Source organism: Microbacterium sp. K35 (assembly GCF_004794375.1).
Classification (GTDB): domain Bacteria; phylum Actinomycetota; class Actinomycetes; order Actinomycetales; family Microbacteriaceae; genus Microbacterium; species Microbacterium sufflavum.
Window position 1 is genome coordinate 1 of the sequence record NZ_SSDM01000156.1, and the last position, 10987, is coordinate 10987.

Here is a 10987-nt window from a genome sequence, read left to right on the forward strand (position 1 = left end):
CCCCGCCGCCGTCGCCACCCAGTGCTTCGCCATGACGCCGCCCTTCGTCGATGCCTCCGTCATGCTCCCGCCGGGGCCGTCGGTCATGACCGCTCTCCGCTGATCTCCAGGTCTGTGCGGTGGTCGCGGAAAGCCTGGACGATGCTGTCGGGTATCACGATGCCCGCGATGCCCGTCCGGGCATGCAACCCGATTCGCACACGGCGGGCGCCGCGCCGCATCGCCTCGTGGAGCGCAGCCTCCAGGCGGCGCTGACGTTCGATGGTGTCCATCCCCTCGATGTCGACGGTCGCGCCATCGTCGCCCGCTGACCAGCTCACGGTCACGCGATCCGGCGGCGGATCGCCCTCTCGTCGCGGGTCGCTCTCGGCGTGCTCGACCTCGGCCCAGAGTTCGAACGAGCGGCCGCATCGCGCCAGCCAGTCCCCCGAGAACACCGCCGTGGATGGCTCACCCGCCGCGCCGAACCACAGCGCGACGTCGACCTGAACGGACGGTTCGCGGGCGAGCGCGCCCAGGATCGGCTCGCCGCTGGAGGAGACGGCGTCGAGCGCAATCCCGACATCAGCGTGCGCACCGCTGATCGGAACGTCCGCGCTGAAGCTCATGACGCCATCGCGTCCCCGCGGGCGCCACCCGAGATCGAGGCGAGACACGACATCCATCGACACCGCTCCCGGGGTCGCGAAACCGAAAAGCGTGCAACTCAGCGCGAGACCCTGCGCGTCGTGCCCTCGCTCCGCCGTCACGGCGACTCCTTCGCGACGTCTCGGGCCAGGACGATGACGAGGAAGTCCACCGCGAAGAGGCCGGCGAGGAGAAGCAGCGTCAGACCCGGATAGGGCGGGAGCGGCCGCCAGAACAACAGAAGTGAATACAGAAGGGCCTGGATCACGGTGAAGATCGCGGAAACAGTCACGGCCGTTCTCGCCCCACTTCGCGAGCGAGCGATGAAGACCATCGGAATGCAGGTTGCAGAAGACAGCACGATGATCACCGCCAGTCCGAAACCGATGCGGTTCAGGATGTCCTCCGGAGAGGACAGCAACGGCCCGCCGCCGAACCACCCCAGCCACGTCACGAAGATCGACGCCATCTGGACCGCGGTCGTCCCTGCAATGGCGAGCAGAAACGGCATGGCACGTCTCATGCTCATTCCTCCTCTCCCCGCAGAACCGACTGATGGGCGGCGCTGGCGGACATCAAGCCTGACCTCCTGAACACGATCTTGCGGTCAGCGACCAAGAGCACGAAGAACCCGAGCGAGGCGATCACTCCCGCAGCTATCGGGAAACCGTTGGCCTGCGCGAGCAAGAACCAGGTGCACAGAGCCACCAGGAACCCCGAGATCACGGCGGCGAGAACTCTTCCCCACCATCGCGCACTCGTCCTGCGCGCAATGACTGCCGGTAGAGCTGCGATGAGAAGCACCACGAAGAACGCGACGCTCGATCTGAGCGCATCCTCTCCTGCTTCAGCCCCTCCTCGTTCACGAAGCAATGGCGCGAGAAAGACGAGCCGGTAGAGGAACCCCAGAAAGAGCGCTAGACCGGCACAGACGAGCACCACCGCGATCGGGTACCGAAGACGCTGGACGCCACTCTCCTCCTTCACTCTGCACCGTCCTCCCCGATCACCGGCTCGAACCTCCCACGGTTCCCCGCGCCGCACTCAGAATCCGCGCATTCCGACATCAACGGTCTCCATCTTTTCTCTGCACACCATGCACAAGCGTGACCGCCGCGATGCTGAGCGCACTTCCGGCTATCGATGCCACAGCGACGAAGGCAAGGACGACCGGGAAGGACCAGACGAACACGAAGCTGAGGAGGGAAAAGATCGTTGGTCCCACGGCGACCGATACCGGCCACAGGTGGGAGCGAGCGCGTCGCGGAATCATCGCGAGAAGGCTCAACGCTGTCGGAAAGATGAGTCCGAAAACCGCGCTCACGATGATCGAGCTCAGAACGTGTCCCGCGTTCCCATCAGCATGGATGGAACCCCCGGTGAAGGGGAACGAGTACAGGCCGTACATCAACCCCAAGACCGCTCCCACGATCGTGTTCGACGTCCCGACCGCAACGGCGCATGCGCGCCATCGCACCGAGTAGCTGGTGCCCAACGTGGTCATCGGCCCCTTCGTCCTTGCCTCCCCCCATGCTCCCGAAGTCTTCATTCGCGAGCACTCGCCATGCCGCACGGATCCTCCGAAACGGTCCCGTCCGCTCCGATCCACGACCCGTCGGGCCATGATTCGAGCGTCGCCTCATCGAGATCGAACTCTGCGATGAAGTTGCCTGTCGAGGTCCGCCCCTCGTCGTCGGTCGTCCTGTACACGATGGTGATGGTGACTTCCGCGAGCTGGCCGCCGGTGTACTCGTTGATCTCGACATCCCAGCTCTTCGGTAAGGCCGCTGGAAGAATCTCGCTGCCACGACGGACCGTCTCCGTGCCGCGCCCATCGACGACGAGTTGGCCGTCTCCTACGGAACCTGCTCCGTAGTACATCCGCACCCGAACGATCTCCGCGTCGCCACCACACCAGGCGATGACCGGTTCCCCGTTGCGCGCGCTGAAAGACAGCGGCGGATACAGTCCAGCGGGTTCCGGAAGGAAGGAGCAGGAGGCCAGCGCGAGAGTGGCCACGACCGTCACCGACACCGCCGTCCACAGGCGTAAGGCGAGGTTTGCCATGAGCCCTCTTCGTCGTCGCTTCATCGCGCTCCGCCGGTTCTGGAGGCTTCGGCACTCCCCCGCGCGCGAAAACGGCGAAAAGGCCGAGGTAGGGCTCGACGTCATGCCACGGACGCGCCGGGCCCTCGGCGGAGTCGCGGATGCGAACATCACCCTGACCTCCTGAACACCACCTCGGGGTCAGGGTTCGATTCGCGGTCAACGCCCGGTGCGAAGTACCAGAGCTCAACCGCGCCTTGTTCGCTCTCAAAAGCGAAGAGGGCGGGCATCGCGTTGCAGGGCGGATTCAGGCTGAACGCGATAGCGCTGGCGCCGTATCCGGCGGACCATTGGCCGGTCAGGGAAGGGAACGATGGACCGGTGTCTGGCGCGGCGTCACACCACATCGATGCCGGCCAGTCCTCCGCGCTCACCCCTCCGCCCTCATGCAGCTCGAACTCCGCCGTTCCGGACGTCGCCGTCCACACGCCGATCAGGTCGTCCTCGGACACCTCCACATCGGGCACGGCCCCACCTGAGCATCCGGCACACGCGACGACGGCGAGCCCCAGTACCGCAGCCGCGTGAAGCGGCCTCACCGCACGAGCTGAGCGCCACGAACGAGGCAGACGAAGGTTGAGCGGGGAGGCCACAGCGGCACGCTAGGGGCAGTCAAGCCGGTGGGTCTACATCCCCGGAGTGGAAATACTCGGCTGTAAGGTATTGCCGCCTCGTGCAATGCAGGGGTCCGACCGGCCTGTCTTCGCGTCGAGACACCGCCGCTCACTCGGCGCCCATGCCGCAGGGCTCGTCGCGCACCTCCCCGGAGTGATACACGTACGCACCCTCCACAAGTGAATCGATCGCGACGTTCTTGAACGACATCTCCGCGCGGTGGTCCGGCCCGGAAAGGATGACGTACACAGTGACAGGTCCGTCCAGACTCGACACCGGATACTCGCGGCTGCTGGTCATAGAGAAGTCAGGGAAGGTGTCGGGAAGGATCGGCTCACCGGAGGGCACAGCGACGGCCCGCCCCTCGTCGGCGGTCGCGGAGAAGAGCACCACCTCGTCCTCTGATCCCCACTCTTCGCGCACGGCCGTGGAGATGTAATCGATGGCCCACGCCTCATCGAGGCACTGCACCCACGCGAACCGGTCGTCGACGACTGTGAGGGCGACCGGCTCCAGGAAGACGGGTCGCGACGGCACGCATCCCGACAGGGCCGCGGCACCCATCAACCCCAGTGCGACCGCGGCGACCCGGATCACCGCCCTCTTCAGCATGACGAGTACCGTCCTTCGCGGGCGAGCCCGAGCGGGGGGGAAGTCACAGCGGCACGCTAGGGGCAGTGAAGCCGGTGGGTCTACACCCCCGGAGCGGAAATACTCGGCCGTAAGGTATTGCCGGCTCGTGCAATGGACAGGGCCTCGACCCGCGGAGCACTCGCGATCGGCGACAGGCCGAGCTCGCTCTGCAGCTTCCGTCGCGCCCGGCTGAGGGTCGTCCAGACGGTTCCCTGGCTGCACCGCAGAAGCTGAGCGATCTCGCCGGCGGCCAACCGGTCCCAGTACGCGAGAATCACGATCCGACGCTCTCGCGGCGTCAGCACCGTGTCGATCGCTCGACGCACCGCGAGCGCGTCGAGCAGGTCGCCCTGCGGCGCCCGGTGCCCGGTGCGGACGGCGTCGATCGCTCTCGCATGGGCTCGCTCACTCCGGTCGCGATCCTTGAGCTTGTTGTCGCATGCCCGCAGCAACCACACCAATCCGAGCGGGCACGCCGGATCCAGCTTGCGCCAGGCGAGGAGGAACACGTCGGCGACCACCTCGGCCACCTCCGCGTCATCGTCGAGCGTGCACTCCACATGTCGTTGCACGGCGGCCCAGTGCTGGGCGTAGATCGCGGTGAACACGCGCTCGCGCTCGGCGGCACGCTCCTCCGCGCGACGACTCACGGGGCACCCCCGCCCGCACCGGACACCGGGCGCTCAACGCCCTCCTCCCCCGACACCAGCGCTCAGAGGTAGCAGCGGATGTTGTTCGCCGAGCCGTAGACGTTGGCGGAGCCGTTCGCGTACGCCGTCGCGAGCACGGTGCTGCCGTTGCGGGCCTGGGCGTAGCCAGAGGTGCGCGCGTTGGCGATCGACCGGGTCACGAAGGTCGAGGGGATCGCGATGCTGCCGCAGCTCCCCCAGCTGAGGATGCTGCCGGAGAGGTTGTACGCGGTGTACGCGCAGATGCGACCTGTGGAGCAGCTGCCCACGGACCGGGCGCTCAGCCCGGACGAGCCGGAAGCCGCCACGAACTCCATGTCGAGCTCGGGCCAGACGATGTGACCCGGCGCAACCAGCTCGCCGCCCGGAACCTCCTCGAGCAGCTGCGCCGCCTGCGGATCGACCGCATCCGGGTTCGCCGCCCCTGATGCCGCAGTGGGCACCCCGGTCAGCACCAGCACCAGGCCCACCAGGGCCGCCATCGTCGCGCGCGTACGCCTCATTCGATCATCTCCTCGTCGAGATCCCACATGCGGTAGTCCGTGATCGAGCCAGGGGCCACGATCCCGTCGTCCACGAGCACCGTGCGCTCCACGCCCACGATGCGCCCGCTGTCGAGCGACACCAGCACGTCGTCGCTGACGGCACCGTCCGCGGCGATCACCCGGATGCCGGCGACCGGACGACCGAGCCGGTCCGTCGTCGCGCCCAGCGCCTGCGCACCGCCCGAGTCCTCGATGAGCGCGAGCAGCTCGGCGTGCTGCGCGTTCGTCAGCGTCCACTGCCCGAAGACGGAGGTGACCGCCGTCACCACGTCGAACGCACTCGGCTCCCTCGGAAGCCCGAACGCCTCCAGCAGCGACCGCACGTCGGCGGGCGTCTCTCCCGGCACCGCGACGACGGGCGTCACGAACTCGCCGGGTGCGTACGTGACGCGCGACGCCACCTCACCCGTGCTCACGACCTCGGCCTCCTGGTTGGCGACCGCGTCGCCCGGGTCGTAGGCGACACCGTTGATCGCGATCGCCTCTCCCGACAGGTCGTCGCTCCACTGGAACGTCGACAGCTGCGGCACGATCTCGGCCCGCCCGGCGTCGACGTCGACGGAGAACGACCACGATGCGGCGCGCACGGAGCGCTCAGGCGTCTCCGGCTCGTGGAACACGCCGAGGTCGGTGTCGGCCGCCGCCACGGTCTCGGCGAGTGAGGCGGATCCGTCGAACGCGAGCGGGGTGGGTGTGCCCGCAACGGCCGCGCCCTGCGGCAGCAGCACCCCGAACGCAAGAGCAGCCGACGCCGCGACGGCGGTGAGTCCCGCCGCCCACCCGACTCGGCGCGCCCGGCGACGCTGCGGCTCCCGGGAGCTGCGCAGGATGCGGTCGCGCGTCGCGATCGCCCGTGCGTCCGGTTCCGCATCGCGCGGAGTCCGCGCCGGATCCGCAGCGGTGAGCGCTCGCTCGAGCAGGGCGTTGTCAGGCATCACGCGTATCCGTCCCCTCCAGGCCCAGCGCCGCGCGAAGTCGATCCTCCGCCAGACGCAACGTCTTCCGTACCCGTGACTCCGATGCGCGCACCAGCTCCGCGATCTCCCCCACCGTGAGTCCATCCCAATACGTGAGCATGATGATACGCCGTTGGGCCGGGCTGAGGGTACCCACCGCGTGCAGCACCTCACTGCGGCCGACGAGCCCCAGCGGCGCCGGGTCGCCGGACAGCCCGTTGTGCAGCGCATCGAGTGCCCTGAGCCGGGTCGCCCCCCGTCGACCACGGGTGCGCAGACGACGGTCGGCCTCGCGCAGCAGCCACACCCGACCGGGCGGACGACTCGGTCGCAGACGCGACCACGCGGCCAGGAACACCTCCGACACGATCTCGGTGACCTCGTCGTCGTCACCGACCACGCCCTCGATGTGGTGGCGCACCGCCGCCCAGTGCTCGTCGAACACTCGTGTGAAGACCTCGTGCCGCAGCGTGTTCGGGTCCTTGCTGCGGCCGCTCATGACCGCGGGGTCGGCGGTCTGCCCGCCGCCTTCGACGTCGTGCCCCGTCTCATCTCAGAACCCGAGTCGGCCGAGCTGCTTGGGGTCGCGCTGCCACTCCTTCGCGACCTTGACGTGCAGTCCGAGGAACACCCGCGTGCCCAGCAGCTCCTCGATGCCCGTCCTTGCGCGAGCGCCCACGTCGCGCAACCGCGAGCCCTTATGGCCGATGATGATCGCCTTCTGGCTGTCGCGCTCCACCACGATCGACGCGTGCACGTCCGTCAGGTCGCTGTCCTCGCGGGGGGCGATGTCGTCCACGACCACGGCGATCGAGTGCGGGAGCTCGTCGCGCACGCCGTCGAGCGCCGCCTCGCGGATGATCTCGGCGATGCGGTCCTCGTTCGACTCGTCCGTCGTGATCCCGGCCGGATACAGCGCGGGTCCCTCGGGCATGAGCTGCAGGATCTCGTCGGCGAGCACATCGAGCTGATCGCGCGTCAGTGCCGAGAGCGGGATGACGGCCGCCCAGTCCTCGCGCAACGAGTCGACCTCCATGAGGCGCTCCGTGATCTCGTCGCGCCCCGCCGCATCGGTCTTCGTGACGATCGCGATCTTCTGCGCACGCGGGTAGCCGTCGAGCGAGGCGGCGATGCGACGATCGCCCGGTCCGACCTTCTCGGTCGCCGGCACGCAGAACCCGATCACGTCGACGTCGCCCAGCACCTGCTCCACCAGGTCGTTCAAACGCTCGCCCAGGAGGGTGCGCGGCTTGTGGATGCCGGGAGTGTCCACGATCACCAACTGCCCGTCCGGGCGGTTCAGGATGCCGCGGATCGCGCGCCGCGTCGTCTGCGGCTTCTCGCTCGTGATCGCGATCTTGTCGCCCACCAGCGCGTTCGTCAGGGTGGACTTGCCGACGTTCGGCCGACCGACGAAGGTCACGAATCCGCTCCGGGTGTCCTCAGTCATCGCGTCGCTCTCCTTCTTCCTGCACCTCGTCCGCCACCGCGGCCCTCTCGACGAACACCGTCGCGATCCCGCGGCCGCGCCCCCGAGAGGCCCCGCCGGTGAGGACCAGACCGTCCACGACCGCCGTCGCCCCGGGCTGCGGCACCTGTCCGAGCGCCTTGCCGAGCAGACCGCCGATCGAGTCGACGTCCTCATCCTCGAGCTCGAGGCCGAACAGGTCGCCGACGTCTTCCAGCGACAGCCGGGAGCTGACGCGGTAGCGTCCGGCACCGAGATCCACGAACTCCGCGGATACCTGATCGTACTCGTCGGAGATCTCGCCGACGAGCTCCTCGATCAGGTCCTCCAGGGTCACAAGCCCGGAGATCCCGCCGTGCTCGTCGATCACCAGGCACACGTGCACCGCGTCGCGCTTCATCTGCTGCAGCAGCGTCTCGGCGCGCATCGACTCCGGCACGAACGTCGCGGGGCGGGCGATCGGGCGGATCGACGCCGCGCGCCAGGCCAGGTCGTCGCGGTAGGCGAACTGCACCAGATCCTTCAGATACAGCACCCCGACCACGTCGTCGGCCTCGTCGTCCACGACCGGCATGCGCGACACCCCGCGCTGCAGGAACAGCGACATGGCCTCGTCGGTGGTGGCCTCCGCGTCCACGGTGACCATCTCGGTGCGCGGCACCATCACCGCCCGCACGAACTGGTCGGTGAAGTCGAACACCGAGTGGATGAGATCGCGGTCGTCCTCCTCGATGAGGTCGTTCGACGCGGCCTCGTCGACCATGCTCAGCAGCTGGTCCTCGCTCGAGAACGAGCTGCGACCCGTGCCGGGCGTGACCCGGTTGCCGAGCACGACCAGCCCCTGGGCGAGCGGGCCGAGGATGATGCGCAGACCGCGCACGATGCCCGCGCTCCCGCGGATCATGGCCTCGGCGTGCTGGTGGCCGAACGTGCGCGGACTGGCGCCGACGAGCACGAACGTGATGCCCGTCATCAGGATGGCCGCGGCGAGCATCGCCCACCAGATGCTCTCGAACATGATCGTGAACGCCACCGTGACGAGCACGGCCGCGGTGACCTCCGCGAGCACCCGGATGAACGCCACCGCGTTGACGTGCGCGTCGAGGTCGGCGGCGATGCGCTCGAGCGCCTTCGCCCGTCGCCCCTCGGTCGCCAGATCCGCGAGGCCGGCCCGAGACGTGACGCCGTAGGCCGCGTCGATCGCAGCCATGAGGCCGCCGAAGGCCACCAGCAGCACGGCGGCGATCAGCAGCAGGATCTCCGTCATCGGCGGCGGCGCTCGGACACGGCGAAGCCCTGGATCAGCTGCTTCTGGAGTCCGAACATCTCCCGCTCCTCCTCCGGCTCCGCGTGATCGAAGCCGAGCAGGTGCAGCAGACCGTGCGTGGTGAGCAGGATCAGCTCGTCCATCAGGGTGTGGCCGGCCGCCTGCGCCTGGGTCTCCGCGACCTGCGGGCACAGCACGATGTCGCCCAGCAGGCCGGGAGGCGTCGGGCGGTCCTCGGTGCCGGGGCGCAGCTCGTCCATCGGGAAGCTGAGCACGTCGGTCGGGCCCGGCTCGTCCATCCACTGCACGTGCAGCGCCTCCATGGCGCCCTCGTCGACCAGCACGATCGCCACCTCGGCGTCCGCGCTGACGTGCAGCTGCTCCAGGTTGAAGTCGGTGAGCCGCTGCAGCACCGTCTCGTCGACGTCGATCGCCGACTCGTTGTTGATCTCGATCATGAGAGCCCCCGTTTCGGCATCCGGTCGCGTGGTCCTGGTCGCTGCGCCCCGCGGCGCTCCGCCCTGTTGGCGAACTCCGCGGCCTGCTCGCGCTCGAACCGCTGCGCGGTGCGCTTCTCGTCGTACTCGCTGTACGCGTCGACGATGCGCCCCACGAGCGAGTGCCGCACCACGTCGTCGCTGGTCAGCCGGGTGAAGTGGATGTCGTCGATCCCGTCGAGCACCCGCGTCACGAGCCGCAGTCCCGAAGACCCCTGCGGCAGGTCGACCTGGGTGATGTCGCCCGTGACGACCATCTTGGTGCCGAAGCCCAGACGCGTCAGGAACATCTTCATCTGCTCCGGCGTCGTGTTCTGCGCCTCGTCGAGCACCACGAACGAGTCGTTGAGCGTACGACCGCGCATGTACGCGAGCGGCGCCACCTCGATCGTCCCCGTGGCCATCAGGCGCGGCACGATCTCCGGGTCCATCATCTCGTTCAGCGCGTCGTACAGCGGGCGCAGGTACGGGTCGATCTTGTCGGTGAGCGTGCCGGGCAGGAACCCCAGCCGCTCCCCCGCCTCCACCGCCGGACGGGTGAGGATGATGCGCGTGACCTCCTTGCGCTGCAGCGCCTGCACGGCCTTCGCCATCGCCAGGTAGGTCTTGCCGGTACCGGCCGGGCCGATGCCGAACACGATCGTGTTCTCCTCGATCGCGTCGACGTACTCCTTCTGTCCGAGTGTCTTCGGGCGGATCACCTTGCCGCGGGTCGACAGGATCGCCTCGCCGAGCACCTCGCTCGGGCGCGGACCGCCCTCGGTGCGGAGCATGCGTGCCGAGCTGGACACGTCGCTGGGCGCCAGGTCGTGACCGGCCTTCGTCATCGCCAGCAGCTCATCGACGAGGTTCTTCGCCTTCGCGACGGCGTCGCGCTCGCCCGTCAGGGTGATCTCGTTGCCGCGGACGAGCACCTGCACATCGCGGTGCTCGCGTTCCAGCATCCGCAGCAGGCGGTCCTGCGGACCGAGCAGCTGCACCATCGCGACACCGTCCGCGTAGATGCGTTCGGTGACGGTTTCCTGATCGTCAGAAGCCAACGAGCTTGTTCTCCTCGAGATTGCCGAGCACATGGGCGTGCACGTGGAAGACGGACTGGGCGGCGCTCGCGCCGTTGTTGAAGATGAGGCGGTACTCGCCGTTGGCGTGCTCGTCGGCGATGCGCTTCGCTGCCGCGACCATCTCGGCCAGCAGACCCGGGTCACCCGCCGCGAGCTCCGTCACGTCGCGGTACTCCTCGGTCTTCGGGATCACGAGCGCGTGCAGCGGAGCCTGCGGGTTGATGTCGCGGATCACGAACACCCGACCCGCATCGAGCAGGATCTCGCCGGGGATGTCCCCGTTCAGGATGCGCGTGAAGATCGAGGGTTCGCTCATGCGTTCAGCTTACCGGGGCCCCTGCACGCGGCGGCGGTCACCAGCGGCCGAGAGCGACCGACAGCACCGCGATCGCCGCCGGTCCGGCCGTGGACGTGCGCAGCACCGTGTCGCCGAGGAGCACGCGCTCCGCGCCCGCCGCCGTGAGCCGCTCCAGCTCCTCGGTGGAGATGCCGCCCTCGGGCCCCACCACCAGCACGAGGTCGG

Annotated in this window: 17 protein-coding genes; 1 reads left to right on the plus strand and 16 read right to left on the minus strand. The window is 68.5% G+C overall.

Going from position 1 to position 10987, the window contains the following annotated elements:
• Positions 1 to 83: 83 nt before the first annotated feature.
• From DW299_RS05160 to DW299_RS05170, 3 genes are read right to left on the minus strand one after another with little or no spacing between them, the layout of a single operon-like run.
• Positions 84 to 749, minus strand: a complete 666-nt coding sequence (locus tag DW299_RS05160) for a hypothetical protein (protein ID WP_136035940.1) — start codon at positions 747 to 749, stop codon at positions 84 to 86.
• Positions 746 to 1138: a hypothetical protein gene (locus DW299_RS05165; protein WP_136030581.1), complete on the minus strand. Its 393-nt coding sequence runs from the start codon at positions 1136 to 1138 to the stop codon at positions 746 to 748. Before DW299_RS05165 ends, DW299_RS05160 begins: the two co-directional genes overlap by 4 nt.
• Positions 1139 to 1152: 14 nt before the next feature.
• Positions 1153 to 1614 (minus strand): hypothetical protein, encoded by a 462-nt coding sequence (locus tag DW299_RS05170; RefSeq protein WP_136035941.1) that lies wholly within the window; start codon positions 1612 to 1614, stop codon positions 1153 to 1155.
• 119 nt (positions 1615 to 1733) lie between these two features.
• Between DW299_RS05170 and DW299_RS05175 the strand changes: the two genes are divergently transcribed.
• A complete protein-coding gene (locus DW299_RS05175; RefSeq protein WP_136035942.1) occupies positions 1734 to 2111 on the plus strand; it encodes a hypothetical protein in 378 nt (125 codons plus the stop codon).
• 61 nt (positions 2112 to 2172) lie between these two features.
• Here DW299_RS05175 and DW299_RS05180 read toward each other — a convergent pair whose 3' ends face one another.
• The 13 genes from DW299_RS05180 to DW299_RS05240 form a co-directional block, all read right to left on the minus strand.
• Positions 2173 to 2694 carry a hypothetical protein gene (locus tag DW299_RS05180; protein ID WP_136035943.1) on the minus strand — a complete coding sequence of 174 codons (522 nt, stop codon included), beginning with the start codon at positions 2692 to 2694 and terminating at the stop codon, positions 2173 to 2175.
• A gap of 149 nt (positions 2695 to 2843) precedes the next feature.
• Positions 2844 to 3200 carry a hypothetical protein gene (locus DW299_RS05185; RefSeq protein WP_136035944.1) on the minus strand — a complete coding sequence of 119 codons (357 nt, stop codon included), beginning with the start codon at positions 3198 to 3200 and terminating at the stop codon, positions 2844 to 2846.
• Positions 3201 to 3456: 256 nt separating this feature from the next.
• A complete protein-coding gene (locus DW299_RS05190; RefSeq protein ID WP_136035945.1) occupies positions 3457 to 3945 on the minus strand; it encodes a hypothetical protein in 489 nt (162 codons plus the stop codon).
• A gap of 95 nt (positions 3946 to 4040) precedes the next feature.
• Complete coding sequence (locus tag DW299_RS05195) at positions 4041 to 4589, minus strand: RNA polymerase sigma factor (protein WP_168443082.1); 549 nt, start codon at positions 4587 to 4589, stop codon at positions 4041 to 4043.
• 104 nt (positions 4590 to 4693) lie between these two features.
• Positions 4694 to 5173 carry a hypothetical protein gene (locus DW299_RS05200; RefSeq protein ID WP_136035947.1) on the minus strand — a complete coding sequence of 160 codons (480 nt, stop codon included), beginning with the start codon at positions 5171 to 5173 and terminating at the stop codon, positions 4694 to 4696.
• On the minus strand, positions 5170 to 6150 hold the full coding sequence (locus tag DW299_RS05205) for a hypothetical protein (RefSeq protein WP_136035948.1): 981 nt from the start codon (positions 6148 to 6150) through the stop codon (positions 5170 to 5172). Before DW299_RS05205 ends, DW299_RS05200 begins: the two co-directional genes overlap by 4 nt.
• Complete coding sequence (locus DW299_RS05210; RefSeq protein ID WP_136035949.1) at positions 6143 to 6670, minus strand: RNA polymerase sigma factor; 528 nt, start codon at positions 6668 to 6670, stop codon at positions 6143 to 6145. The genes DW299_RS05205 and DW299_RS05210 overlap by 8 nt, the downstream gene beginning before the upstream one ends.
• Before the next feature lie 54 nt (positions 6671 to 6724).
• Positions 6725 to 7621, minus strand: a complete 897-nt coding sequence (era, locus tag DW299_RS05215) for a GTPase Era (RefSeq protein ID WP_136030561.1) — start codon at positions 7619 to 7621, stop codon at positions 6725 to 6727.
• The gene (locus DW299_RS05220) at positions 7614 to 8906 is read right to left on the minus strand and encodes a hemolysin family protein (protein WP_136030559.1); all 1293 of its coding nucleotides are present in this window, start codon (positions 8904 to 8906) and stop codon (positions 7614 to 7616) included. Before DW299_RS05220 ends, era begins: the two co-directional genes overlap by 8 nt.
• Positions 8903 to 9364, minus strand: coding sequence for an rRNA maturation RNase YbeY (gene ybeY, locus DW299_RS05225; protein WP_136035950.1), 462 nt, complete (start codon positions 9362 to 9364; stop codon positions 8903 to 8905). Before ybeY ends, DW299_RS05220 begins: the two co-directional genes overlap by 4 nt.
• On the minus strand, positions 9361 to 10386 hold the full coding sequence (locus DW299_RS05230; protein ID WP_206253364.1) for a PhoH family protein: 1026 nt from the start codon (positions 10384 to 10386) through the stop codon (positions 9361 to 9363). Before DW299_RS05230 ends, ybeY begins: the two co-directional genes overlap by 4 nt.
• A gap of 46 nt (positions 10387 to 10432) precedes the next feature.
• Complete coding sequence (locus DW299_RS05235) at positions 10433 to 10780, minus strand: HIT domain-containing protein (protein WP_136030553.1); 348 nt, start codon at positions 10778 to 10780, stop codon at positions 10433 to 10435.
• 37 nt (positions 10781 to 10817) lie between these two features.
• The coding region (locus DW299_RS05240) for an RsmE family RNA methyltransferase (RefSeq protein ID WP_136035951.1) at positions 10818 to 10987 on the minus strand (170 nt) is incomplete at its 5' end.

Coding starts and splice junctions, on each gene's coding strand:
- DW299_RS05220 (WP_136030559.1), bottom strand. CDS start 8,906: ATGACGGAGATCCTGCTGCTGATCGCCGCCGTGCTGCTGGTGGCCTTC.
- ybeY (WP_136035950.1), bottom strand. CDS start 9,364: ATGATCGAGATCAACAACGAGTCGGCGATCGACGTCGACGAGACGGTG.
- DW299_RS05210 (WP_136035949.1), bottom strand. CDS start 6,670: ATGAGCGGCCGCAGCAAGGACCCGAACACGCTGCGGCACGAGGTCTTC.
- DW299_RS05235 (WP_136030553.1), bottom strand. CDS start 10,780: ATGAGCGAACCCTCGATCTTCACGCGCATCCTGAACGGGGACATCCCC.
- DW299_RS05180 (WP_136035943.1), bottom strand. CDS start 2,694: ATGGCAAACCTCGCCTTACGCCTGTGGACGGCGGTGTCGGTGACGGTC.
- era (WP_136030561.1), bottom strand. CDS start 7,621: ATGACTGAGGACACCCGGAGCGGATTCGTGACCTTCGTCGGTCGGCCG.
- DW299_RS05165 (WP_136030581.1), bottom strand. CDS start 1,138: ATGCCGTTTCTGCTCGCCATTGCAGGGACGACCGCGGTCCAGATGGCG.
- DW299_RS05230 (WP_206253364.1), bottom strand. CDS start 10,386: ATGGTGCAGCTGCTCGGTCCGCAGGACCGCCTGCTGCGGATGCTGGAA.
- DW299_RS05200 (WP_136035947.1), bottom strand. CDS start 5,173: ATGAGGCGTACGCGCGCGACGATGGCGGCCCTGGTGGGCCTGGTGCTG.
- DW299_RS05205 (WP_136035948.1), bottom strand. CDS start 6,150: ATGCCTGACAACGCCCTGCTCGAGCGAGCGCTCACCGCTGCGGATCCG.